We start from the raw sequence: 26,112 nt of genomic DNA, 5'->3' as shown, positions 1-26,112 counted from the left end.
GGGCTAGCCCAGACAGCTTAACCTCTGGATCTCTAGTTATCAATGAACTTGTTGCACTTGACTTGACAATGTGCGAATATGTTAATACCTCTGAAATGGTAAAATTAATTAGTGACATTCTTGGAAAAGGGTATTACTAACACCCGTTTTTAATTCGTTAATAAAACTATTTTTTGGTTTAGATACTGTAAAGAAAGTTTTTGGAAATTTTACTTATGAACACTCACTGAGTCAATATGATTTTAAATATTAAAGAGTAAATTTTTCGGAATCCATTAGGCTGACGGAAAATAATTTGAAAGGGAAAAAATGAGAGAGAGAGTCCTATTCCTCGCTAACCATGATCTTGGAATTTATAATTTTCGTTTGGAAATTGTTGAACGTTTACTACAAGAAAATTTTGAAGTGCACATTTCATCACCCAACGGCGTCAGAATTCAGGAATTAATTGATTTGGGATGTATTTTTCATGAATTGAAGATTAATAGGCATGGATTAAATCCAATAGAAGAAATTAAACTTCTTCATGAGTATAAAAAATTATTTAAAAAAATAAAACCAAATATTATACTTGGTTTTACTATTAAACCAAATATTTATGGAGCGATTGCAGCAAGGAAATTGAAAATTCCTTTTATAGCTAATATTACAGGTTTGGGAACAGCAGTTGAGTATAATAGTTGGAAACAACCAGTTTTTATAAACTTATATAAATTTGCATTCAAGGGGATATATAAGGTCTATTTCCAAAATGAGGCCAATAGAGATTTTTTTTTAAATCACAAAATAATAGAAGATTCATACGATCTTGTTCCAGGATCCGGTGTTAATTTAAATAGATTTTCTGAAAAAACTTATCCGAACGATTCAATAATACGTTTTTCTTTCATTTCTAGAGTGATGAAAGAAAAAGGAATTGAGCAATATTTAGAAGCAGCTGAATACATAACTAATAAATATTCAAATACGGAGTTTAATATTTATGGATTTTGTGAACAAGCGTATGAAGAAAACCTTAAAAAATTACAAACAAAAGGGATTATTCACTATCATGGAATGATTAAGGATATTGCAGGAGCATTAGAAAAAACTAATTGTCTAATCCATCCAAGTTATTATCCTGAAGGAATTTCGAATGTCCTTTTGGAAGCTTCAGCAGTTGGTAGACCAATTATTACAACCGATAGACCTGGGTGTAAAGAAGTAATTGATGATGGAGTGAATGGGTTTCTTATCCAACAAAAGAACTCCACAGACTTAATTGAAAAAATTGAAAATTTTTTGAAATTATCAATTGATGAAATGTCTAAGTTAGGACACAACGCTAGAATAAAAGTTGAAAAAGAGTTTGATAGGCAAATAGTTGTTAGAAAATATTTAGAGGATATTCTTTATATAACGAAAAATTATAAATAATAATGATAAATGATTCTAATTATTTTATATAGTCTAGATAATTAATTTCAAAGATTAAATTACAACAATCATTCTACATTGTATTTTTTTCAGTATAATTTAGGGAAATTTGCTTTGATAGTATGATTTCAAAACGAAAGGGAATGAGTATGAGGAAAGTATGTATTTTCACATTGTACCCGAAGAGTGGCGCTTCTTCTAATTATAGAATTTTAATGTATGAAGAAGATTTAAAAGAATCTTTTCACGTTCGATCGTTTCCATTCTGGAACGATAAGTATGTATCTACTTATATGCACAGAAAAAAAATATATATTTTCCACATTGTTTTACTTTATATTATTTCACTCTGGAAAAGGATATTTCAAGTTATTTTTTTTAGTACAAAATTTGACGTAATCATAATACAAAAAGCCATGATTCCTTGGTCAAACATTAACTTTATCAATTTTTTTAAATCTAAAGGTAAAAAAGTTATTTTTGATATAGATGATGCTGTTTATTTAAATAAAGTTGACCATTCGCCATTAATAGCAAAAAAAGTAGATACAGTTGTTGTTGGTAATAAAAACCTTGCTAATTATTATAAAGATTATAACGATAATATATTAATTTTTCCGACTGTGGATTATTCACCAGAATATGAAAAATATAGAAAAAACACCTTTCAAACTAAGGTGATTGGTTGGATTGGTTCAGATACAACTATTCCTAATTTAGAATTAGTAGAGTCGGCTATAACTAAATTGATCAAAAAACATCCTGAGGTTTCATTCAAAATAATTACAAATAAAAATTCTAAATTTAATTTTTCAGGTAAAAGAAACTTTCATCACATAGCTTGGGATATAAATACCTATAAAGAAGAATTGAGTGACATAACTGTCGGAATTATGCCACTTTTTGATACCGAGTTTAACAGAGGAAAATGTGCTTTTAAACTAATTCAATATCTGACAATGGGTAAACCGGTTGTTGCTAGTCCAGTGGGGATAAATACTGACGTTGTTGGAAATGCTGGACTTCTAGCTACTAATGAACAAGAGTGGTTTTTGAATTTAGAATCATTACTTTTTGATGAAAATAAATATAAAAGTGCTCTGATTAGTATTAATGACGAATTTGATAAGACTTATAACTATGAAGTCGTGTTGGATAATTGGATTAAATTAATTAAGGAGATTTAGATCTTAGATGAAAAATAATATTTGTGCGGGTATAATAACATATAATCCCGATATTGCTACCTTAAAAAATACAATTGAAGCAATACGACATCAAGTTATTAAAATTTATATTTGCGATAATGGTTCAAATAACGTTAATCAAATAAAAAAATTATTGCATGAAAGTGAGGAGATAATTTTTCTAGATAAAAACCTTGGTATCGCTACTGCATTGAATAGGGTTTTTAACAGAGCGAAGAAAGAAGGCTTCGATTGGGTTTTAACTCTAGATCAAGATTCAGAGTCTCCAAATAATTTAATTGATGAGTTAGAAAAGTTAATTTCGAATGAAGTAGCAATTATTAGTCCCAAAATTTCTTATCGAAATAATGAGAGGTTCGAGAATGGAATTATTGAAGAAGTTAAAGAAAAGGAATGGGTCATAACAAGTGCTTCTTTGACAAGTGTTGCAGCTTGGGAACAAATTGATGGTTTCGATGACATTTTATTTATTGATAAGGTCGACTATGATTTTTGTATTAGAGCAAGAAGAGCTGGCTATAAAATAATACAAAATAATAGAGTGACATTGTTGCATGAATTAGGGAATTTAGAAATTAGACAAGTTTTTAATAGAAAAGTTTATGTGACAAATCATTCACCGTTTAGATATTATTATATGATTCGAAACGGTTTTTATTTAAAAAATAAACTAAATATTGGCCATCCATATAAAGATTTATTTTCGAAAATATTCAAAGTTGTAGTTTTTGAAGATAAAAAATGGTCAAAAGTTAAAAATATGATTTTAGGAACTTTGGAGTTTATTAAGCTTTCTTAGCTTACTAGTGTGATTATGATTTATTTACTTTTTTCAATTGTAATTTTTTTTAGTTGTTTTTCAATATTTTATGCTTTTCAAAAGAAAGATATATTAAATCCATTAATACTTTTTTATATCCCATTTTTGATTCAGATTGTTATACATTATCTTAAGTTTCATAAAAATTACAATATTTCTTCTGAAACATATTTGATTTTTTCATTGGGTTTACTTTTTTTCGGATTAGGTTATTTATTTTTCGGCTTCTTAATTAAAGAAAATAAATACAATGCACATATGCATTCAAATGATGAACTCTATATAAATAAACAGGTGTATAACTTTTTTATTCTATGGGGAATAGTTGGTCTGCTTCTAGGATTTTTTGAAATGATAAAATTTGGTAGATCAGGGGTTGCAGGACAATTTTTTTCTAGTGTAAGGTGGCACGTGAACTATGGCGAGGGATATAATTTTATTACAAAATATTCTGTTGTACCTATGCATATTATTTGTTGTTATGATTTATTAAATCAGAAAGCAACTAGACTAAAGAAATATTTACATATTTTTATCTATACTTTATTAATTTTAATTGGTACAGCAAGGACAGGAATAATCCTCAGTATTCTTGCGTTGACTTATATATGGATTTTGAATAACAAAGTAAATAATCGAAGACTTTCATTTAAGCAAAAATCACTAATTATATTGATTACTATTCTGGTTATTACGGCCTTCATTTCCTTTGCTAATGCTACAAACAAATTATTTATCAATGATGAGTTTTTCCTTTATTCATATTTTGGATTTCCAATAAACTCTTTTGATACCTATATATTGAACAATCCAAGTGTAACAAGTGGTGCAAAAGTGGGGGGGATACTTTTTGAAATATTATCTAAAGTTAATTTGGTAAACTATAATAATATTGATGATTTATTGGCTAGAGTTGGACAGTTTAATGTCTATAGTTACATTAGTGATCCATATTTAGATTTTGGAAGTTTTGGAGTGATTGCAGTCTCTCTTTCACTTGGAATAGTTACTAATTATTTTTATAATAAGAATTTATTTTCAGGTGGAAAATGGACAATTGTTTATGCAACGTTTGCTAACTCTATTCTAATTTCTTTTTACTCTTATACCTTTTCATTGACCTATTATATATATATAGTAATTTTCTTACTTATTTTTGTAAAAAATAGAACAAGTTACTCAATGGATGGATAAAATGAACAAATCTTTTAAAAAAAATATTATAGCTGCCTTTTCAGCTCAAGGAGTTTCTTTAATATTAAGCATATTAATGTCTTTATTTGTTCCTAAGATTTTAGGTATTGTCGAATTTGGTTATTGGCAACTTTTTATCTTTTATGTTGGTTATGCTGGTTTTTTTCATCTTGGATATATTGATGGATTGTATTTGAAACTTGGTGGGAAAGAATATCAGGATTTAGATTTTGATAGTTTGGGATTGCAATTTCGAATATTTATTTTTATTGAAATTCTAGTATCTCTTATTCTTTTTGGAATACTAACGTTTTTTTCGACGGATATAAATAGATTTACAATATTTATAGTTTTTATTGTGTATATGATTATTAGTAATTCTTCGTCATTCATAGGTTATATCTTTCAAGCTGTAAATTTAACAAGTTTATTTTCAATATCAATCATTATTGATAGGATTTGTGTATTAGTATTCATTATATTATTAATTTTATTAAATATTGAATCTTTTGTTCCGTATATTTTTTTATACACAGTCAGTAAATTATTTTCTTTGGTGTATTGTTTCTTGAAAGCAAAAGAACTTATTTTATCTAGAAGTAATAAGCTTTTTCAAATTTTGTTAGAGATGAAAGATGTATTGTTCATTGGTATTAAACTAATGCTGGCTAATATTGCAAGTATGCTGATTCTTGGTGTTGGACGAATGTTTATTGATTCTCATTGGGGTATTGAGGCTTTTGGTAAAGTTTCACTTGCATTATCATTAACAAATTTTTTTCTTTTGTTTATACAACAAATAAGTATGGTTTTGTTTCCAACTCTTAGAAGAGTTGGATCTGAAAAATATACTTCAATTTATATTAATTTACGAGATATTTTAGGATTATTGCTACCTCTAATTTTTGTATTTTACTCACCAATTTATTTTTTGTTATCTGAGTGGCTCCCAGAATATAGTGAAAGTTTAAAATATATGATTTTATTGTTGCCGATATGTACTTTTGATGGAAAGATGCAAATGTTATTTAACACCTATTACAAAGTAGTTCGTAAAGAGGTAGCATTGCTTTCTGTGAATCTTATTTCACTATTTTTAAGTATTTTTCTTGTTGTTGTATCTATTACTATTTTTGATAGTTTTTTATTGGTTATTTTATCAATGTTATTTTCAATAATGACAAGAAGTATAATTTCAGATCTTTATTTTGCTAATTTATTTAACTTAAAGGTCTATAAGCAACTTTTCTCCGAACTTTTAATAGTTTTTGCGTTTATTGTTTTAACATGGAATTTTCCCCTTAGTATTTCTTTTATTGGCACTTCCTTTATTTATCTTATTTTTTTATTTTTAAATAGAGATATAATAAAACAAAAATTTCAAAAAAAATAGGAGAGTATTTAATACATATGAAAACGATATTTATTACTGGTTCAGCTGGTTTTATTGGTAGCAACCTAGTTATCGAGTTATTAAAAAGTGATGATCATTGTCATATTATTGGGTTGGATAATTTGAATGACTATTATGATATATCACTCAAGTATTATCGCCTTGACAAAATCAAACAGTTAGCCGATCAAAGTGTGAGTGACTGGACTTTTATTGAAGGGAATTTAGCAGATAAGGAATTAATCAATTCAATATTCAAACAATATAAACCTGATATTATTGTGAATTTAGCAGCTCAAGCGGGAGTTCGTTATTCGATTACAAATCCGGACGTTTATATAGAGAGTAATATTATAGGTTTTCAAAATATATTAGAAGCTTGTCGTCACTATCCTGTAGAACATTTAGTTTATGCATCATCATCTTCTGTTTATGGAGGAAATGAAAAAGTACCATTCTCTACGGATGATAAAGTTGATAATCCAGTTTCGCTATATGCTGCAACTAAAAAGTCAAATGAGTTATTTGCTCATGCTTATAGTAAACTGTACGATATACCAACAACTGGTTTACGCTTCTTTACAGTTTATGGTCCCGCAGGACGACCAGATATGGCATACTTTGGTTTTACTAATAAATTGATAAAAGGTGAAACGATTGAAATTTTTAATTATGGGAATTGCAAACGTGACTTTACCTATGTAGATGATATTGTAGAGGGTGTAAAACGAGTAATGTATGGTGCTCCTCAGAAAAAAGTTGGATCTGATGGTTTACCGATACCACCATATGCAATCTATAATATAGGTAATAGTCAACCAGAAAATTTATTGGATTTTGTTCAAATTTTGAGCGAAGAACTTGTTTTAGCTGGTGTTTTGCCTGAAGATTTTGATTTTGAAACTCATAAAAAATTAGTTTCAATGCAACCAGGAGATGTTCCTGTGACTTTTGCTGATACATCAGAACTTGAGCATCAATTTGGTTTCAAGCCTACAACTACTTTGCGAGATGGACTTAGAAAATTTGCTCAGTGGTATAAAGGTTATTATGGTTAAAAATTTCGAAAAGATCTACCTTTTTTTCATTGATATCAGTTTAATGTTTCAATATATATTTTTATGGTAGTTCTTTTTATTTTATTGTCCAACTAAATATTTTGGTTTAAAGAAAACTAAACGGAGGACTCTTATATGAAAGGCATTATTCTGGCAGGTGGGTCTGGAACTCGACTCTACCCATTGACACGCGCAGCTTCAAAACAATTGATGCCAATTTATGACAAACCTATGATTTACTATCCATTGTCAACCCTTATGTTGGCGGGTATTAAAGAAATCTTAATTATTTCTACACCTCAGGATTTGCCACGATTCAAGGATATGTTGGGAGACGGGTCCGAGCTTGGAATATCTCTCTCATACGCAGAACAACCAAGTCCGGATGGGTTGGCGCAAGCCTTTATCATCGGTGAAGACTTTATCGGTACAGATAGTGTAGCCTTGATTTTGGGTGATAACATCTATCATGGAAATGGTTTAACCAAGATGTTGCAACGCGCAGCTAGCAAAGAAAAGGGTGCAACTGTCTTTGGATACCAGGTCAAAGATCCAGAACGCTTTGGTGTTGTGGAATTTGATGCAAACATGAATGCCATTTCTATCGAAGAAAAACCAGAAGAGCCAAAATCAAACTTTGCAGTCACTGGGCTCTACTTCTATGACAATAACGTTGTGGAAATCGCGAAAAATATTAAACCATCACCTCGTGGCGAGTTGGAAATCACAGATGTCAACAAAGCTTACTTAGACCGTGGCGACTTGTCTGTGGAACTCATGGGACGTGGTTTTGCATGGTTGGATACAGGTACGCATGAAAGCCTCTTGGAAGCTGCACAGTACATCGAAACGGTTCAACGCTTGCAAAACGTTCAAGTAGCTAACTTGGAAGAAATTGCTTATCGCATGGGCTATATCACTAAAGAACAAGTATATGAATTGGCACAACCACTTAAGAAAAATGAATACGGACAATACTTGCTCCGTTTGATTGGAGAAGCCTAATGACAGAAAACTTTTTCGGTAAAACACTAGCAGCTCGCCCAGTCGAAGCCATTCCAGGAATGCTGGAATTTGATATCCCAGTTCATGGCGACAACCGTGGCTGGTTTAAGGAGAACTTCCAAAAGGAAAAAATGCTTCCGCTCGGCTTCCCTGAAAGCTTCTTCGCAGAAGGAAAGTTGCAGAATAATGTTTCTTTCTCCCGCAAAAACGTTCTTCGTGGTCTTCACGCAGAGCCTTGGGATAAATACATCTCAGTAGCAGACGGCGGTAAGGTTTTGGGAACTTGGGTCGATCTACGTGAAGGAGAGACCTTCGGTAATACCTACCAAACCGTTATCGATGCTTCAAAAGGTATCTTCGTTCCGCGCGGAGTAGCCAATGGTTTCCAAGTCTTATCAGATTTCGTGGCTTACAGCTACTTGGTTAACGACTACTGGGCTTTGGAACTCAAGCCTAAGTATGCTTTCGTCAACTACGCTGACCCTAGCCTCGACATCAAGTGGGAAAACCTAGAAGAAGCAGAAGTTTCAGAAGCAGATGAAAATCACCCATTCCTCAAGGACGTCAAGCCTTTGAGAAAAGAGGACCTCTAATTTTTTAAGCCTCTTTTCAATGTCTTTGGTCACCTAGACAAATTACGTAAAGAGATTCTACCAAGATTGCTCACATAAAAGAAATCTTGAAGTAGTCTGGTAATGCAAGAGGGCGAGCAAAGCGATCCAATAGAGATAGTTTCCGCCGTAGTGAAAGCAAGATTACGTTTTACGTAATCTTGCAGGGAAATTTTGAAGCCTTAGGTTCAAAATTTAGCCATGAAACAGAAGGTTTGCTGGCGTCCCCACTACCTAAGGAAACTATCAACAAAAGAAAAAACTTTTCGGAGAAAAAAATGTCTCAATTTAAAAATATTATCGTAACTGGTGGAGCTGGTTTCATCGGCTCAAACTTTGTGCACTACGTTTACAATAACCACCCAGACGTCCATGTGACTGTTTTGGATAAATTAACCTATGCAGGAAACAAGGCTAATATTGATGCTATCCTTGGTGACCGAGTTGAGCTTGTTGTTGGTGATATTGCAGATGCTGAATTGGTTGACAAATTGGCTGCTAAGGCAGATGCCATTGTTCACTATGCGGCTGAAAGCCATAACGATAATTCGCTCAATGATCCAAGCCCATTTATCCATACCAACTTTATTGGTACTTACACCTTGCTTGAAGCGGCCCGTAAATACGACATCCGTTTCCACCATGTATCAACTGATGAAGTATATGGTGATCTTCCTTTGCGTGAAGACTTGCCAGGTCATGGAGAAGGTCCAGGTGAGAAATTCACATCTGAAACAAAATACAACCCTTCATCTCCTTATTCATCAACCAAGGCTGCATCAGACTTGATTGTCAAAGCATGGGTGCGTTCATTTGGTGTTAAAGCAACGATTTCCAACTGTTCAAACAACTACGGTCCATACCAACACATAGAAAAATTTATCCCACGCCAAATTACTAATATCTTGGCAGGTATCAAGCCAAAACTTTACGGTGAAGGTAAAAACGTCCGTGACTGGATTCATACCAACGACCATTCAACTGGTGTTTGGGCTATCTTGACGAAAGGCCGCATGGGTGAAACTTACCTAATCGGTGCTGACGGTGAGAAGAACAACAAAGAAGTGCTTGAATTGATTCTTGAAAAAATGGGTCAACCAAAAGATGCTTACGACCGCGTGACTGACCGTGCAGGACACGATTTGCGCTATGCTATTGACGCAAGCAAACTTCGTGATGAGCTAGGATGGACACCACAATTCACAGACTTCTCTCAAGGTTTGGAAGAGACTATCCAGTGGTATACAGATAACCAAGACTGGTGGAAGGCTGAAAAAGAAGCTGTTGAAGCTAATTACGCAAAAACGCAAGAAGTTATTAAATAAGATAATTGAAGGCTAGGGCTCTTGCCCAAGCCTTTCTTGAAATAAGGAGCAAACATGATTTTAATTACAGGTGCAAATGGTCAGTTGGGTACAGAATTGCGTTATCTCTTGGATGAGCGTGGTGTCGAGTATGTTGCCGCTGATGTAGCAGAAATGGATATTACGGATGCAGAGAAAGTGGATGCCTTCTTTGCAGAAGTCAAGCCGAGCGTTGTTTACCGCTGTGCAGCCTACACAGCTGTTGATATGGCAGAGGATGAAGGCAAGGAACTCAACTACAAGATTAACGTAACGGGCTCTGAGAATGTTGCCAAGGCTGCAGCCAAATACGGTGCAACCCTTGTCTATATCTCAACAGACTATGTCTTCAACGGTGAGTTGCCAGTCGGTCAAGAATGGCAAGTAGATGATCAACCAGATCCTCAATCTGAATACGGTCGTACCAAGCGTTTGGGTGAAGAAGCAGTTGAGAAATTTGCAGACAAGTTCTACACAGTGCGTACGGCTTGGGTCTTTGGTAACTATGGCAAAAACTTTGTTTTCACTATGCAAAATCTTGCTCAAACTCGAGACACATTAACAGTAGTCAATGACCAGCATGGGCGTCCAACCTGGACACGGACCTTGGCAGAATTTATGGTACATTTGGTGGAAACCAAGCAAGCATTTGGCTACTATCATTTGTCAAACGATGCGGTAGAAGATACGACTTGGTTTGACTTTGCGACAGAGATCCTCAAGAATACCAACACTAAGGTATTACCAGTGGACTCTAGCCAGTTCCCAGCCAAGGCTAAGCGTCCTTTCAACTCAACCATGAGCTTGGATAAGGCAAAGGCAACAGGATTTGTCATCCCGACATGGCAAGAAGCCTTGGAAGAGTTTTATAAGCAAGGGAAATAATGTAATTTTTGGAATGAAGTATATAAAACGAAATGAAAGAATGTTGTTAATTCTAACAAAAAACATTCTTTTCTTTTTATATAGAAATTCTTGTTATAATTAAAAACAAATGATATACTATACATATTAAATTTTTGAGGTATAAATAATGGGAGAATTACTTTTTTCACAATCTACGCTTGCTAAGATTGTATTGGATGGACGAAAACAGAATAATTGGTCTCAGCAAGAGCTAGCTGATAAGACTGGAATCAACCGCGCCATGATTAGTCGTGTTGAGCAAGGAGACTATATTCCATCAATCCCGCAACTTGAAAGCTTGTCACAAACTTTGGAATTTGATCTTGCTTCGTTGTTTGTGATGAGCAGCAGAATTGCATCAAATGCTAAAGTTGCAAAGACAAATATCGCTGTTGCAGGTACCGGCTATGTTGGTTTGTCCAATGCTGTTTTACTGGCTCAACATCATCATGTAGTTGCCGTTGATGTAATTTCTGAAAAGGTTGAGTTAATCAACGCAAGAAAATCTCCGATTCAAGATGATTATATTGAACAATATCTAGCTGAAAAAGAGTTGGATTTGGTCGCAACATTGGATGGGGAGAAAGCATATAAAGAAGCTGAAATTGTCATTATCGCTGCCCCAACCAACTATGACAGTACAAAAAATTATTTTGATACAGGGCATGTTGAAACAGTGATTGAAACAGTATTGAAAGTGAATCCAGATGCCTTGATGGTCATTAAGTCAACGATTCCTGTAGGCTTTACGCAAGCCGCTCGTAAAAAATTCGGTACTAAAAACATCATTTTCAGTCCAGAATTTCTGAGAGAATCCAAAGCCTTGTATGACAATCTCTATCCTTCACGGATTATTATTTCATATGAAAAAGATGACAGCGAAGCTGTGATTGCTGGTGCGGAAAAAATTGCTGCTTTGCTACAAGAGGGAGCTTTGAAGTCTGATATTGAAGTGCTACATATGGGATCAACAGAAGCAGAGGCAGTGAAGTTATTTGCAAATACCTATTTAGCTCTTCGTGTTTCCTATTTCAATGAATTGGATACCTATGCTGAGTTGAAAGGACTTGATACGGAATCCATTATCCGTGGGGTTGGTTTGGATCCTCGTATTGGAGACCATTATAACAATCCTTCATTTGGTTACGGTGGCTATTGTTTACCAAAAGATACTAAGCAATTGTTGGCTAACTATGATAATGTACCTCAAAATATGATGACTGCCATCGTGGAATCTAACCGTACTCGTAAGGATTTCATTGCCGATCAAGTCTTGAAATTGGCAGGCTATTACGACTATTCGGGCCATGATCAATTTCATCAGGAAGTGGAGAAAGAGATTACGATTGGCATTTACCGCTTGACCATGAAGAGTAATTCGGATAATTTCCGTCAGAGTTCGATACAAGGGGTGATGAAGCGCTTGAAAGCCAAGGGGGCAAAGGTCATTATATTTGAACCTAGCTTGGAAAATGGTTCGACCTTCTTTGGCTCCAAAGTTGTCAACAACTTAAAGAAATTTAAGGAAATGAGCCAGGCGATTGTGGCCAATCGCTATGATGTCAATTTGGATGATGTGGCAGACAAAGTCTATACACGGGATATTTTTAGACGGGATTAAGGGAATTCCTGTCTCCTCAACGTGTGCTATGGGAATCCCGCAAAACGTTCAGTTGTCACTAATAACTTGGAGAATTGAATGAAATAATGATAAAAAAACGTTGCATGTTATCAGAAAATGGTTGCATGCATTTTTTCATACAATGTCGTGTTAATGGCTTTAAATTCCTTGATTTTGTAATTTTTTTAAGATATAATAAAGGGTAATTGTGTGAAAGGAGTAGTATTGTGCCAAAGGATTTTGAAGATAAAGACACACAATCTGCTAGTTTTCGTGATCAGATATTAAGAGAACTAGAGGAATTGAAATCAAAACGCCAAAACACAGATTCGGACCTTCCGAGTAGACAGGATATTGTTGAATCCTTACAAGAATCTACAGAGAAGAAGCAAGCAACTCCAACGCATCTGCCTTTGACAGAAGCCTTGGAACAAACAAAAGAAACAGCGCCACAAACCATTCGGATTAACAAGATTGCTTTTGAGGACGAGGTTGGCCTTGATGAAACAAAGGTTATGCCAAAGATTGCAGAAGATTTGCCTCCGAAAGCGGTTGAAGTGGATTTGTCGGTCAAGGAAGAAGAAGTTGAACTGCCTCCAATCGCGCCAGAATTTTCTCAAGAAGAGGGGAACGAGACAGTAGAACCTCCATTGGAAGATACGGTTGAGCGCAGTCTGCAACAGTTGCGGACCATTGCGGCTGGAATGGATTATCCGGAAATAGCCGAAGAAGAGCCACATCCTCAACCTGAACCGATGGTTTTACCTCCGTTGGAAGATGAGCCGGTATTTACAAAAGATGAGGTAGAGGTTGCTCCTGCAGTAACTCCTCAACCTGAACCAGTGACTCCTGTTGTTGAAAAGGAAGAACCCTTGGCAAGAAGACGCGGTGCGACCAAGCAAGTTAGGAAGGAACAAGATAAAACAGTTAAGAAAATTGTCGGGACCATTGTTTCCTTGGTTGCCTTGGCCCTGGTAGCTACCTTGGTTGCTGGTTTCTTCTATGTCAAGTCAAGCTTAGAACCAGTCAATGTGGAAGCTTCAGAGACTATTCAAGTGGAAATTCCAGAAGGTTCTTCTACTAGTCAAATCGGTCAAATTCTTTTAGAAAATAAGCTGATTAAGAACGCGACAATCTTTAACTACTTCTCTAAATTAAAGAGCTATAATAGCTTCCAGAGTGGTTTCTATAATTTGAACCAGGCCATGTCTGTAGAAGATCTGGCTAAGAAGTTGCAAGAGGGTGGAACTCCAGTCGCTGAAAAACCTGCATCAGGTAAAATCCTGGTTATTGAGGGGTACACTATTGAGCAGATTGCCCAAGCGATTACTCAAAATAGTGCTTCAGAGGATGAAACAACGGAATCTCCATTTAGCTCGGATGCCTTTATGGCAACGGTTCAGGACCCAGCTTTCATCACGCGAATGACAGAGACATATCCAGACCTCTTTGCAAGCCTGCCTGCAGCGGATAGTGGTGTCAAGTATCAGTTGGAAGGGTATCTCTTTCCAGCTACTTATGAGTATTACGAAGACACGACTGTTGAGCAATTGGTAGAAGATATGATTGCGGCGACCAATACTGCCTTGCAACCATACTATGCGGAGCTTCCAAACAAGGGCTTGGATGTGAATTCAGTATTGACCATGGCTTCACTGGTTGAAAAGGAAGGTTCTACAGACGAGGACCGTCGGAATATCGCAAGCACTTTCTACAATCGTATGAACATCGGCATGCCTTTGCAGTCTAACATCGCTGTTTTGTATGCAATGGGCAAATTGGGTGAGAAGACAACCTTGGCTGAGGATGCAGGAATCGACACTGCGATTGATTCACCTTATAACAACTACGTACACCTAGGTCTAATGCCTGGTCCTGTAGGAAGTCCAAGTTTGGCAGCTATTCAGGCGACCATCAATCCAAACCAGACAGACTATCTCTACTTTGTAGCAGATGTGACGACTGGAGAAGTGTATTTTACCGCTTCATTTGACGAGCACAATCAAAACGTTGAAACACACGTAAATAGCAAATTAAATAATCAATAAGGTTGAGGCAAAATTATGTGGATTTTCCGCATAATTTTGTTTTCATCCCTGACAAACATGAAAAGGAAGTAAAAATGGCAGAAAAAACCTATCCAATGACCTTGGAAGAAAAGGAATTGTTGGAAAAAGAATTAGAAGAACTGAAGTTGGTCCGTCGTCCGGAGATTGTGGAGCGTATTAAAATCGCCCGTTCTTACGGAGACCTTTCGGAAAACTCTGAATACGAAGCAGCTAAAGATGAGCAGGCTTTTGTAGAGGGTCAAATTTCAACTATCGAGAACAAGATTCGTTATGCGGAGATTGTCAATAGCGATGCTGTTGCAGCAGACGAAGTGGCTATCGGTAAGACAGTTACTGTTCAAGAAATCGGTGAAACAGACGAGGAAGTGTATCACATCGTTGGTGCTGCGGGCGCGGATGCCTTTGCCAACAAGATTTCAAATGAAAGTCCAATCGGTCACGCCTTGATTGGTAAGAAGACTGGAGATGTTGCTCTGATTGAGACACCAGCTGGAAGCTATCAGGTGAAAATCTTGAATGTTGAAAAGACAAAATAAAAGTGTGGGGAGAGTCGAAAGATTCTCTCTTTCTCGTCTCGTCAGTACCTGCATTTCTAGCCTGAATTCGGACTAAAAATATGGTAAAATAAAGAGATTGAGAAAGTTGAGGTTGTAATGAAACAAGCAAATAAAAAAGGAAAGAAAACAAGGCGGCCGACCAAGGCTGAAATAGCCCAACAAGACAGGGTCAAAAAAATCTTGATTCGGATTTTCGGCGTCCTATTCATTATTTTGACAGCTAGTCGGCTGGGTGCCTTTGGTGTGACGGCCTACAATGTCTTCCGCCTGCTGTTTGGTAGCCTATCCTATCTAGTCCTGGCAGGACTTCTAGTCTACTTTGTCTTCCCCCAATTTTGGCAGCGCAGAGAAGGGATGATTTCGGGCTTTTACCTGATTGTGGCCGGTCTCCTGATAGGCTTTCAGGCCTATTTGGATGTTTCCTACAGTGGGTCGGACCTCTTTACCTATAGTTTGCGGCTGAGTTTGAATGAGCTGTCGCGTTTTCAGGTCAAGGAGTTTCTGGGTGGAGGCCTGCTGGGTAGCGCCTTCTATATGCCCATTGCCTTCCTATTTTCTAATCTAGGCTCCTTTTTCATCGGTCTTCTATTTATTGCCTTTGGTATTTTCTTTATGAGTCCATGGTCTGTCTACGATGTGGCCGATGGCCTGGCAGTTCTCAAGGATAAGATGACGGAGGGCCAGTTAAAAAGGGCAGAGCTTCGGGAGTTGAAGCGGGCCGAGCGAGAAGAAAAACGCCAGCTAGAATTGGCTCGTTTGGAGGAAGAGCGCCTGCGTTTGGAGGAAGAAGAATCATTAGCCTTGGATAGGCCAGTCGATTTGGAAACGGGTGAAATTCTAGACGCAGAACCAGTTCAAGTGCCCATTATTTCAGAATACGATCATTTAGAAGAGGTAGAAGATGAATTTCCAGTTATGCTGGTTGAGGATGAGGAACCACACCTAAGTGCCGACCTTCCAGAAGAAGTGGATGATGTCGAAGTTCAAATCGACTTCAAACCCAAGCTCAAGCAACGCTTGGCCTACAAATTGCCATCCATTGACCTCTTTGCGCCAATCAAGGCCAAAAGCCAGTCCAATGAAAAACGTCTGGTCCGACAGAACATTAAGATTTTGGAAGACACCTTTGCCAGCTTTGGTATTAAGGTGGTCGTAGAGCGGGCAGAAATCGGACCGTCGGTCACCCGCTATGAATTAAAGCCAGCTGTCGGTGTCCGTGTCAATCGGATTTCCAATTTGGCGGATGATTTGGCTCTGGCTCTAGCTGCCAAAGATGTCCGTATTGAGGCGCCGATTCCGGGGAAATCCTTGGTCGGTATCGAGGTACCCAATTCCGAAGTGGCTATGGTGCCCTTCCGTGAACTTTGGGAACAATCTAAGACGGATGCTAACAAACTCTTGGAAATTCCGCTTGGAAAAGCAGTCAATGGCTCTGTCAAATCCTTTGACCTTGCCAAAATGCCTCACTTGCTGGTAGCAGGATCGACCGGTTCTGGTAAATCTGTCGCGGTCAACGGTATTATTTCTTCTATTTTGATGAAGGCCAGTCCTGACCAAGTCAAGTTTATGATGGTTGATCCCAAAATGGTTGAATTGTCGGTCTATAATGATATTCCCCACCTGCTCATCCCTGTTGTGACCAATCCTCGTAAGGCAGCGCGCGCCCTGCAAAAGGTGGTGGACGAGATGGAGAAACGCTACGAACTCTTCAGTCATATCGGTGTCCGTAACCTTGAAGGCTACAATGCCAAGGTTGAGGAATTTAACAGCCGTTCCGAGGAAAAACAAATTCCCCTACCTTTGATTGTCGTCATCGTGGACGAGTTGGCTGACCTGATGATGGTCGCCAGCAAGGAAGTGGAGGATGCCATTATCCGTCTGGGGCAAAAAGCTCGTGCGGCGGGCATTCACATGATTTTAGCAACCCAGCGTCCGTCCGTTGATGTTATTTCAGGTCTGATCAAGGCAAATGTGCCGTCTCGTGTGGCTTTTGCGGTCGCATCGGGCACGGATTCGCGGACCATTTTGGGAGAAAATGGCGCCGAAAAACTCCTCGGTCGCGGGGACATGCTCTTCCATCCTATTGGCGAGTCGGCTCCAATTCGCTTACAAGGCTCCTTTATCTCGGATGATGATGTCGAGCGGATTGTCAGCTTTGTCAAGGACCAGGCCGATGCCGAATACGACGAGTCCTTTGATCCGGGCGAAGTAGCAGAAGGCGATGGTGGTTTCGATGACAATGGCGGAGCTTCTGAGGGTGACCCTCTCTTCAATGAGGCGCGTGCCCTCGTCATCGAAACGCAAAAGGCTTCCGCATCTATGATCCAGCGCCGCCTATCGGTCGGTTTTAACCGCGCAACCCGTTTGATGGAAGAATTAGAGGCAGCTGGCGTCATTGGTCCAGCCGAAGGGACCAAACCTAGAAAAGTATTGGAGACACAGTAATGACCTTTGAAACGATGCACCACCTAGCCATTATCGGCAGTAATTATGACAAAACTAGAGAATTTTATGTGGACAAATTGGGCTTTGAACAGCTGGACGAGCATATTCGCCCAGAAAAAAATGACATTCTTTTCAATGTCAAAAAGGACAATCTGGTCTTAGAAATCTTTATCAAGCCTGACGCTCCCTTGCGCCCCAAAATGCCTCAACCAGAACACACTGGCCTGCGGCATTTAGCTTTTAAGGTCGCAGATGTCGAGGCCTGTCTGGCGGAGTTTGACCGCTTGGACATTCTCCACGAAGCCCTGCGATATGACGATTTTGATGGCAAGAAGATGGCCTTCTTCTTTGACCCAGATGGTCTACCATTAGAAATTCATGAATAGAAAAAATCCCTTCTGGCAATTTCTCAGGAGGGATTGCTTATTTTTGGGTAAAGATGGCGACGAGAAGACCGATGTACATGAGAAAGGTCAGGAGAAAACCAGCTCTCCAGTAAACCTTGAAAAAACGCTTGTAGTCTAATTCTCTTTTTTTATAGAGAGTGCCAGTTAGCAGAATCAGCAAGAGCAGAGAAAGAGCTAACAGTAGGTGGGGTAGCAGGCTGCTGTAGTAGAGCTTATCTGTTAGGATGATAAATTCAAAAGCGAACATAGGAAAAGCCAGGTCAGCAAAGTTCCAACCCCTTTTATTTAACTTTAATAATCTTACAAATAGAATTGAAATAATCAGCGTAACAATTGGATAAACAACCGCTGCAATTTTCAGTAATAACATACTTATATTCTATTAAAAAAATAAAAAAAAGTAAACATAAAGCTTGCATTCTTCCTGAAATCGTGTATAATAAAAAGGTATGTGTAAATGCGCATATTTGTGGGAGGTAAAAATCTTTAATTACCGCCAAAACCACAATAGGAGGATTTTATATCATGGCTAAAAAAGTCGAAAAACTCGTAAAACTTCAAATTCCTGCAGGTAAAGCTACTCCAGCTCCACCAGTCGGACCAGCACTTGGTCAAGCAGGTATCAATATCATGGGATTCACTAAAGAGTTCAACGCTCGTACAGCTGACCAAGCTGGTATGATCATCCCTGTTGTTATCTCTGTGTATGAAGATAAATCATTCACTTTCATCACTAAAACACCACCAGCTGCTGTTCTTTTGAAAAAAGCTGCAGGTGTTGAAAAAGGTTCAGGTACACCAAACAAAACTAAAGTTGCAACAGTTACTCGTGCACAAGTACAAGAAATTGCTGAAACTAAAATGCCTGACTTGAACGCTGCATCTCTTGAAGCTGCAATGCGTATGATCGAAGGTACTGCTCGTTCTATGGGATTCACTGTTGCTGACTAAGCAGTAGCACCCAAGATTATCTGATTACAAGGAGACATATAACATGGCTAAAAAAAGCAAAAACTTGCGTGCTGCTCTTGAGAAAATCGACAGCACAAAATTGTACAGCGTAGAAGAAGCTGTTGCTCTTGCAAAAGAAACTAACTTCGCTAAATTTGATGCGTCTGTTGAAGTTGCTTACAACTTGAACATCGACGTTCGTAAAGCAGACCAACAAATTCGTGGTGCAATGGTATTGCCAAACGGTACTGGTAAAACTTCACGCGTTCTTGTTTTCGCACGTGGTGCTAAAGCAGAAGAAGCAAAAGCTGCTGGTGCAGACTTTGTTGGTGAAGATGACCTCGTTGCTAAAATCAACGGTGGTTGGTTGGACTTCGACGTTGTTATCGCAACTCCAGATATGATGGCTGTTGTTGGACGTCTTGGTCGCGTACTTGGTCCACGTAACTTGATGCCAAACCCTAAAACTGGTACAGTAACAATGGATGTTGCTAAAGCAGTTGAAGAGTCTAAAGGTGGTAAAATCACTTACCGTGCTGACAAGGCAGGTATCGTACAAGCTCTTATCGGTAAAGTATCATTCGACGCTGACAAACTTGTTGAAAACTTCAAAGCTTTCCACGATGTAATGGCTAAAGCTAAACCAGCTACAGCTAAAGGTACTTACATGACTTCAGTATCTATCACTACAACACAAGGTGTTGGTATCAAAGTTGATCCAAACTCATTGTAATGAGTAGAGGGACTGTCTTCGGGCAGTCTTTTTCTGTTTGAAAATACCTGAATTTTAGTGTATAATATGTCCAGGCATATCAAGGAGGTTAGTATGAGAAAAGCAAATTTTGACGAATTTTACAGCCATTTATCTGCTGTTTACAATTTAGAAGAAGGTATTATTTCGGATGTCTTGCGTGAGAAGATTGTGGAGTTTGCGCAGAAATTAGACAAGTCGGATAATCTCTATCTCTTGGCAGATCAACTCTCTGTTTTTGTCAATGCAGAAGTGACTGCTCTGACCTGGCGGGCGCCCAAGGAACTGGTTGAATTGGCCCGCTATATCCAAGATTTGCAAGTAAGCTACAATCGCTATGTCATGGGTTTAAACAGCCTATAGGAGGAAATAGAATGACAGATTATGTGAAACCACAGGTATGGAAGTGGGAAGATGAAAATGACAATCGGACTGGTAACCGTCCTACCGCAGGTAGCCGTTTTGAGCAAACCTTGCCCAAAGGCGATAAGCCCTTGCAGGTTTACTCACTTGGAACACCCAATGGCATCAAGGTGGCTATCATGCTGGAAGAACTCAAGGAATTGGGGATATCGGATGCGGCTTATGACCTGTTTTTGATTGAAATTGGCAAAGGCGACCAGTTTGGTTCAGATTTTGTAGACATCAATCCAAACTCAAAAATTCCTGCCATGGTGGATTATTCAGGGGCAGATCCTGTCCGTGTCTTTGAGTCTTCTCATATTTTGCTCTATTTGGCTGAGAAATTTGATGCCTTCTTGCCAAGGGACTGGGCAGGTCGCACGGAAGTCCTCAATTGGCTCTTCTGGCAGACTGGTGCAGCACCCTTTGTTGGTGGTGGCTTTGGACATTTCTATCACTACGCGCCAACTGCCCAGGAATATCCGATTAACCGCTATGCCATGGAAACCAAGCGTCAACTAGATGTGTTAGACCAGGTCTTAGCGACCCGTCCCTATATTGCTGGCGACGAATACACTATTACGGATATTGCCATCTGGTCTTGGTATGGTCGTCTGGCTCAGGGCAATCTCTATCCAGGTTCCAAGGAATTTTTAGATGTTGCTAGCTATCAGAACCTCAATCAGTGGGTGGAGAAAATTGCTAAGCGTCCAGCAGTTGCGCGGGGCTTGGCAGTGGAGTACAAAAAATTGGATGCATAAATTTTAGAAGGGGATTCGTTTGGAAATCTCCGTTTTCTCAGATATTTTTCTATAAAAATCCCCGATTTTATGATAAAATACTAGGGATGAAATAGAGGAGAGAGATGATGAAACCTAAATACGAACGTATTCTAATAAAACTATCTGGAGAGGCCTTGGCTGGTGAACGTGGTGTCGGAATTGACATCAAGACAGTTCAGGAAATGGCCAAGGAAATCCAGGAAGTGGCTGAGTCTGGTGTGCAGATTGCCCTTGTAATCGGTGGTGGGAACCTCTGGCGTGGGGAGCCTGCTGCAGAAGCTGGTATGGATCGTGTACAAGCAGATTATACAGGGATGCTGGGAACAGTTATGAATGCCCTGGTGATGGCGGATTCCCTCAAGCAGCTTGGTGTGGATACTCGTGTGCAAACAGCTATTTCTATGCAGTCTGTGGCAGAGCCTTATATTCGCGGTCGTGCTCTCCGTCATTTGGAAAAAGGTCGTATCGTTATCTTTGGTGCTGGTATCGGCTCACCGTATTTCTCAACCGATACGACGGCTGCTCTTCGTGCAGCAGAAATCGAAGCAGATGCCATTCTCATGGCTAAAAATGGGGTCGACGGTGTTTACAATGCAGACCCTCGTAAGGATGCCAATGCGGTTAAGTTCAATGAATTGACCCACCGAGAAGTTATCCATCGTGGTCTTAAAATCATGGATGCCACAGCATCAACTCTTTCAATGGACAATGACATCGACCTGGTTGTCTTTAACATGAATGAGCCAGGCAATATCAAACGTGTTGTTTTCGGTGAGCCAATCGGTACAACCGTTTCTAACAAAGAAGAAAAATAAAAACAAAAAGAAAAGGATATTTTATGTCGAAAGAAATTATTGCCAAAGCGCAAGAGCGTATGAATCAATCTCACCAGAGCTTGGCGCGTGAATTTAGCCATATCCGTGCAGGTCGTGCCAATGCTAGTCTCCTGGACCGTATCTCTGTGGATTACTACGGAGCGCCAACACCGCTCAACCAGTTAGCTGGTATCACTGTGCCAGAGGCGCGTGTTCTTCTTATCACACCGTTTGATAAGTCTATCTTGAAAGATATCGAGCGTGCCTTGAATGCGTCTGACCTTGGCTTGACACCACAATCTGACGGTACAGTTATCCGCTTGGTTATCCCTGCATTGACAGAGGAAACACGTAAGAATTTGGCAAAAGACGTGAAAAAAGTGGGTGAGAACTCGAAAGTAGCTATCCGTAACATCCGTCGTGACGCTATGGACGAGGCCAAAAAAGCTGAGAAGGCCAAAGAAATCACGGAAGATGATTTGAAGACGCTTGAAAAAGACATCCAAAAAGTCACTGACGATGCGATTAAGACCATCGACAAGATGACAGCTGACAAGGAAAAAGAACTCTTAGAAGTTTAACCAGCACAAGGGGAATGGGAGGACAAAGATCTACAGAATCCTTGTCTTTCCTTCCTTTTTTTGCTAGCTTTGCTTGATTGTTTTCCTAGAGATTTGTCTAAAGAGTAAGCAGCAGAGCATCCAAAAATGCAGGCGCCCAATGGTTGCCTAGAAAGAAATAGCTATGAATGATTTACTAGCTCACTATATTGTCGGATTAGTGACCGACCAAAATGACCAGTTTTACTTCATCCAAAAGGATGGTAAGACCTTTGCCCTGTCCAAGGAAGAAGGGGATTTTCAGCTGGGTCAATCTGTCAAGGGCTTTGCCTACACAGATATGAAGCAGAAATTGCGCTTGACGACCAAGGAAGTGGGAGCAACCCGTGATACCTTTGGCTGGGGAACGGTAACAGAAGTGAGGAAGGACTTGGGTGTCTTTGTTGATACGGGCTTGCCGGACAAGGAAGTGGTTGTGTCCTTGGACATCCTTCCTGACATCAAGGAACTCTGGCCCAAGAAAGGTGACCAGCTCTATGTCAAGTTGGACGTTGACAAGAAAGACCGAATTTGGGCTTTACCTGCCTTTCAAGAGGAATTTCAAAAGATGGCAGGTCCTGCTTATGACAATATGCAAAACCAGACCCTCAAGGCCATTGTCTACCGCTTGAAACTCAATGGGACCTTTGTTTACTTGCCAGACAACAATATGCTGGGTTTTATTCATCCTAGCGAGCGTTATGCAGAGCCACGTTTGGGCCAGGTCCTGGAGGCCCGTGTCATCGGCTATCGGGCTGTTGACCGGACCCTCAATCTGTCGCTCAAACCACGCTCATTTGAGATGTTGGAAAATGATGCCCAGATGATTTTGACTTATCTGGAAAGCAATGGCGGCTTTATGACCTTGAATGACAAGTCTGCTCCGGAAGACATCAAGGCCACCTTTGGCATTTCCAAGGGGCAATTCAAAAAAGCCCTGGGTGGGCTGATGAAAGCCGGTAAAATCAAGCAAGATGCGATTGGGACAGAATTGATTTAGGAGAAGAATCATGCGTGTATATATTGCTGGTAGTGGAGCCATGGGTTGCCGTTTTGGTCATTCTCTGTCTAAGACTGATCATGAGGTGATTTTGCTGGACAATTGGGAAGACCATATTCAGGCTATCCGTGAAAATGGCCTCAAGGTGACGGGGGATTTTGACGAGACGGTCAAGCTGCCGATTATGAAACCGACTGAGGCTGTGGAAGTGGCGGATTTGATTATCCTCTTGACCAAGGCAGACCAGTTACCAAAAATGTTGCAGGATATTAAGGGGATTATCGGTGAACAGACCAAGGTACTCAGTCTTTTGAATGGGTTGGGTCATGCGACCACCATGCGCCGCTATGTGCCAGATGAGTCGATCATGGTTGGAGTGACCATTTGGTTGGCTGGGCTCAAGGGGCCAGGTCATGCTCATCTGGAGGGACCAGGATCCATTTTCCTGCAAAATATGTCTGGGGACGGTCAGGCTGTTGCCCACATCGTGGACATGTTTAACCAAGCGGGACTCAATGCGACCTATGATGAGAATGTGATTGAATCTATTTGGCGCAAGGCCTGTGTCAATGGGGTCATGAATCCGACCTGTACCATTATGGACTGTACCATTGGGGAACTTTTTGGAACGGAAGGTGGACTCAATCTGGTTCAGGGGATTTTCAAGGAATTTATCGCTGTGGCGCGTGCGGAAGTAGGGAATATCGATGAAGAGGGAATTTGGAAGTACATCATGGAAACTTCTAAAAAGGCCTCACATCATTATCCGTCCATGCATCAGGACTTGATCCAACATGGTCGCAAGACGGAGATTGACTATCTGAATGGAGCGGTAGTTTTCAAGGGCAAGCGGGTTGGTATTTCAACGCCTTATTGCCAGATGATGACGGACATGGTTCATGCCAAGGAAGCCATGTTGGGATTGCGTTAGGAGGAAGGTGCAGGGTTTGTAGTTATCCTCCCGTTTATCAATAAAAATCAATGGAGTTTATAGTGAAAAGAATACTACTTGCTCTACTGTTAATTGGCCTGGTTTGGGGCGGTCCGGTAGTAAAAGCAGATGAATTGATGGATATTGCTAGAGCTTCTGGTTATGAGGTTTATGAGGGCTACAGGCCCAAGTCTTCTATATTGATTGATGGAAATACTGGGGATATTGTTTGGCAAGATAATATTGATGAGTCAAGGGATCCGGCTAGTATGAGTAAGCTCATGACCTTGTATCTGGTCTATGAAGCCATTGGTCAGGGCAAGTTGACAGAAGATACCATTATCAGGGCAACGGAGACTGACCAGGCGATTTCTGCTATCCATGAAATTTCGAACAATCCGATCTATGCTAGTGTTGATTATACAGTTGGTGATTTGATTGCCATGACCTTGGTACCATCTTCCAATGTAGCGACAGTCATGTTGGCCAATTACTTGTCTAACAATGATCCGGATGCTTTTATGGACATGATGAATGCCAAGGCCAAGGAGCTGGGTATGACCAATTCTGTTTGGAACAATCCAGGAGGAGCAGGGGCAAGTGGCTTTAGAGGTTACTATAGTCCCAAGCGTTATGACAATTCGGCTTCCAACCAAACAACAGCGCGTGATATGGCCATTTTGGTCTACCATTTGACCAAAAAATATCCTGCTATTTTGGAATATACGCGCCATCGGGTCATTGTTACGATGGTGGACACTCCCTACCAGCAGGCCTATAATTCCTATAATTATTCTTTACCAGGAAATATCTACGGTTTAGAAGGGGTCACTGGTCTCAAAACCGGTTCCAGTCCTCGTGCGGCCTTCAATATTTCCATGACCATCGATCGAGGCGGGCAAAAGATGATTGCAGTCATTATGGGTGTGGGTACCTGGTCTGATATGAATTCTGATTTCCAGCGCCATGCCTTTGCTAACGCCTTGATTGATAAGGCTTATCAGGACTTTGAATACAAGAAAGTCTTGACAGCTGGTAAACATAGCCAGGACGGAAAGCATTACCAGGTTGAGTCGGACCTATATGCGACTGTCCCCGTTGGAACTAGTCCCAAATTAGTATATAAGGATGGGCAGGTCTATGCGGATAATGGCTTAGATTCGGTCAGTCCCTTGATTCAGGATTCTGTGAAGGCTGAAGATACAGGCGTCTTGGCAACGGTCAATAAGGCCTTGGTCAAAAAGCAATCCGCTGAAGCTGACAATCAAACAGATTTCACCCTAACTTGGATTGGTTCTAGTCTGGTCTTGTTACCACTGGCTCTGGTTTCCTATTTTATTTTTAGGAATGAGCAGAAAAATCGTGCCCAATTTAAGGAAAGACGCAAGAGTCGTTCGAGAAATAAATAGTTTGTTAGAACGTCGATAAACTAAATTCTGGATAAATTAACTGAGTAACTCTGCTAAGAAAAAACAAAAATTTAGTTTATTTTGCGAGCGGAGCGAGCCCTAAACCAGGACTTTCCGCCGTGACGAAAATACCTGAAACGTTGTCGTTTCAGGTATTCGGAGTATTTGAGACCTTAGTCTCAAAGTAACAGAGAATTTGAGGAACTGCTCAGTAGTTCCCTATTTCCAACCTCCGAAAGTCACTCCCCTGACTAAATGAATCGAACTGCGTTCGTTCTATTTCCAACCTCCGAAAGTCACTCCCCTGACTAAATGAATCGAACTGCGTTCGTTCTATTTCCAACCTCCGAAAGTCACTCCCCTGACTAAATGAATCGAACTGCGTTCGTTCTATTTCCAACCTCCGAAAGTCACTCCCC

General features: G+C 39.5%; 25 protein-coding genes. 24 read left to right on the top strand and 1 reads right to left on the bottom strand.

Annotated features, from left to right (window positions below):
• The first annotated feature begins 309 nt into the window (after positions 1-309).
• From ACHBHN_RS09550 to ACHBHN_RS09480, 15 genes are all read left to right on the top strand, one after another.
• Positions 310-1,416 (top strand): glycosyltransferase family 4 protein, encoded by a 1,107-nt coding sequence (locus tag ACHBHN_RS09550; RefSeq protein ID WP_394733984.1) that lies wholly within the window; start codon positions 310-312, stop codon positions 1,414-1,416.
• 215 nt (positions 1,417-1,631) lie between these two features.
• Positions 1,632-2,603, top strand: coding sequence for a glycosyltransferase (locus ACHBHN_RS09545; protein ID WP_394733983.1), 972 nt, complete (start codon positions 1,632-1,634; stop codon positions 2,601-2,603).
• Positions 2,604-2,610: 7 nt separating this feature from the next.
• On the top strand, positions 2,611-3,423 hold the full coding sequence (locus ACHBHN_RS09540) for a glycosyltransferase family 2 protein (RefSeq protein WP_394733982.1): 813 nt from the start codon (positions 2,611-2,613) through the stop codon (positions 3,421-3,423).
• 15 nt (positions 3,424-3,438) lie between these two features.
• Positions 3,439-4,638: an O-antigen polymerase gene (locus ACHBHN_RS09535; RefSeq protein WP_394733981.1), complete on the top strand. Its 1,200-nt coding sequence runs from the start codon at positions 3,439-3,441 to the stop codon at positions 4,636-4,638.
• 1 nt (position 4,639) lies between these two features.
• Positions 4,640-6,031 (top strand): lipopolysaccharide biosynthesis protein, encoded by a 1,392-nt coding sequence (locus ACHBHN_RS09530; RefSeq protein ID WP_394733980.1) that lies wholly within the window; start codon positions 4,640-4,642, stop codon positions 6,029-6,031.
• 11 nt (positions 6,032-6,042) lie between these two features.
• Complete coding sequence (locus ACHBHN_RS09525; RefSeq protein WP_394733986.1) at positions 6,043-7,089, top strand: NAD-dependent epimerase/dehydratase family protein; 1,047 nt, start codon at positions 6,043-6,045, stop codon at positions 7,087-7,089.
• Positions 7,090-7,224: 135 nt separating this feature from the next.
• Complete coding sequence (gene rfbA, locus ACHBHN_RS09520; protein WP_208562393.1) at positions 7,225-8,094, top strand: glucose-1-phosphate thymidylyltransferase RfbA; 870 nt, start codon at positions 7,225-7,227, stop codon at positions 8,092-8,094.
• Entirely contained in the window at positions 8,094-8,687 is a 594-nt protein-coding gene (locus tag ACHBHN_RS09515) for a dTDP-4-dehydrorhamnose 3,5-epimerase family protein (protein WP_014735663.1), read from the top strand. The genes rfbA and ACHBHN_RS09515 overlap by 1 nt, the downstream gene beginning before the upstream one ends.
• A 296-nt stretch (positions 8,688-8,983) precedes the next feature.
• A complete protein-coding gene (gene rfbB, locus ACHBHN_RS09510) occupies positions 8,984-10,030 on the top strand; it encodes a dTDP-glucose 4,6-dehydratase (RefSeq protein ID WP_394733979.1) in 1,047 nt (348 codons plus the stop codon).
• A 54-nt stretch (positions 10,031-10,084) separates the two neighbouring features.
• Positions 10,085-10,933: a dTDP-4-dehydrorhamnose reductase gene (gene rfbD / locus ACHBHN_RS09505; RefSeq protein WP_394733978.1), complete on the top strand. Its 849-nt coding sequence runs from the start codon at positions 10,085-10,087 to the stop codon at positions 10,931-10,933.
• Between the two features lie 148 nt (positions 10,934-11,081).
• Positions 11,082-12,575 carry a nucleotide sugar dehydrogenase gene (locus tag ACHBHN_RS09500; RefSeq protein ID WP_394733977.1) on the top strand — a complete coding sequence of 498 codons (1,494 nt, stop codon included), beginning with the start codon at positions 11,082-11,084 and terminating at the stop codon, positions 12,573-12,575.
• A 227-nt stretch (positions 12,576-12,802) separates the two neighbouring features.
• Positions 12,803-14,623: an endolytic transglycosylase MltG gene (mltG, locus tag ACHBHN_RS09495; protein WP_394733976.1), complete on the top strand. Its 1,821-nt coding sequence runs from the start codon at positions 12,803-12,805 to the stop codon at positions 14,621-14,623.
• Positions 14,624-14,697: 74 nt separating this feature from the next.
• Complete coding sequence (gene greA / locus ACHBHN_RS09490; RefSeq protein WP_105123129.1) at positions 14,698-15,180, top strand: transcription elongation factor GreA; 483 nt, start codon at positions 14,698-14,700, stop codon at positions 15,178-15,180.
• A gap of 117 nt (positions 15,181-15,297) precedes the next feature.
• Positions 15,298-17,646, top strand: coding sequence for a DNA translocase FtsK (locus ACHBHN_RS09485; RefSeq protein ID WP_394733975.1), 2,349 nt, complete (start codon positions 15,298-15,300; stop codon positions 17,644-17,646).
• Entirely contained in the window at positions 17,646-18,032 is a 387-nt protein-coding gene (locus tag ACHBHN_RS09480) for a VOC family protein (RefSeq protein ID WP_394733974.1), read from the top strand. Before ACHBHN_RS09485 ends, ACHBHN_RS09480 begins: the two co-directional genes overlap by 1 nt.
• Positions 18,033-18,069: 37 nt before the next feature.
• On the opposite strand, the gene ACHBHN_RS09475 is transcribed toward ACHBHN_RS09480, so the two are convergent.
• Positions 18,070-18,423: a DUF3397 family protein gene (locus tag ACHBHN_RS09475; protein WP_394733973.1), complete on the bottom strand. Its 354-nt coding sequence runs from the start codon at positions 18,421-18,423 to the stop codon at positions 18,070-18,072.
• A 155-nt stretch (positions 18,424-18,578) separates the two neighbouring features.
• Between ACHBHN_RS09475 and rplK the strand changes: the two genes are divergently transcribed.
• The 9 genes from rplK to ACHBHN_RS09430 all read left to right on the top strand — a co-directional run bounded on the left by rplK (position 18,579) and on the right by ACHBHN_RS09430 (position 25,693).
• Positions 18,579-19,004, top strand: a complete 426-nt coding sequence (gene rplK / locus ACHBHN_RS09470) for a 50S ribosomal protein L11 (protein ID WP_105161053.1) — start codon at positions 18,579-18,581, stop codon at positions 19,002-19,004.
• A gap of 43 nt (positions 19,005-19,047) precedes the next feature.
• Positions 19,048-19,737, top strand: a complete 690-nt coding sequence (rplA, locus tag ACHBHN_RS09465; protein ID WP_004194879.1) for a 50S ribosomal protein L1 — start codon at positions 19,048-19,050, stop codon at positions 19,735-19,737.
• Between the two features lie 93 nt (positions 19,738-19,830).
• The gene (locus ACHBHN_RS09460; RefSeq protein ID WP_105111147.1) at positions 19,831-20,118 is read left to right on the top strand and encodes a hypothetical protein; all 288 of its coding nucleotides are present in this window, start codon (positions 19,831-19,833) and stop codon (positions 20,116-20,118) included.
• An 11-nt stretch (positions 20,119-20,129) separates the two neighbouring features.
• Entirely contained in the window at positions 20,130-20,918 is a 789-nt protein-coding gene (yghU, locus tag ACHBHN_RS09455; protein ID WP_394733972.1) for a glutathione-dependent disulfide-bond oxidoreductase, read from the top strand.
• A 104-nt stretch (positions 20,919-21,022) separates the two neighbouring features.
• On the top strand, positions 21,023-21,754 hold the full coding sequence (gene pyrH / locus ACHBHN_RS09450) for a UMP kinase (protein WP_161943050.1): 732 nt from the start codon (positions 21,023-21,025) through the stop codon (positions 21,752-21,754).
• A 23-nt stretch (positions 21,755-21,777) separates the two neighbouring features.
• On the top strand, positions 21,778-22,335 hold the full coding sequence (gene frr / locus ACHBHN_RS09445; protein ID WP_105111144.1) for a ribosome recycling factor: 558 nt from the start codon (positions 21,778-21,780) through the stop codon (positions 22,333-22,335).
• A gap of 163 nt (positions 22,336-22,498) precedes the next feature.
• Positions 22,499-23,353 (top strand): RNA-binding virulence regulatory protein CvfB, encoded by an 855-nt coding sequence (gene cvfB / locus ACHBHN_RS09440; RefSeq protein WP_105161049.1) that lies wholly within the window; start codon positions 22,499-22,501, stop codon positions 23,351-23,353.
• A gap of 10 nt (positions 23,354-23,363) precedes the next feature.
• Positions 23,364-24,284, top strand: coding sequence for a 2-dehydropantoate 2-reductase (locus ACHBHN_RS09435; protein WP_394733971.1), 921 nt, complete (start codon positions 23,364-23,366; stop codon positions 24,282-24,284).
• 59 nt (positions 24,285-24,343) lie between these two features.
• Positions 24,344-25,693: a DUF1958 domain-containing protein gene (locus ACHBHN_RS09430; RefSeq protein ID WP_394733985.1), complete on the top strand. Its 1,350-nt coding sequence runs from the start codon at positions 24,344-24,346 to the stop codon at positions 25,691-25,693.
• Positions 25,694-26,112 lie beyond the last annotated feature (419 nt).

Source organism: Streptococcus sp. A22, assembly GCF_043674215.1.
In the GTDB taxonomy this organism is placed as follows: Bacteria; Bacillota; Bacilli; order Lactobacillales; family Streptococcaceae; genus Streptococcus; species Streptococcus suis_V.
This window is presented reverse-complemented; position numbering and strand designations above follow the sequence as displayed.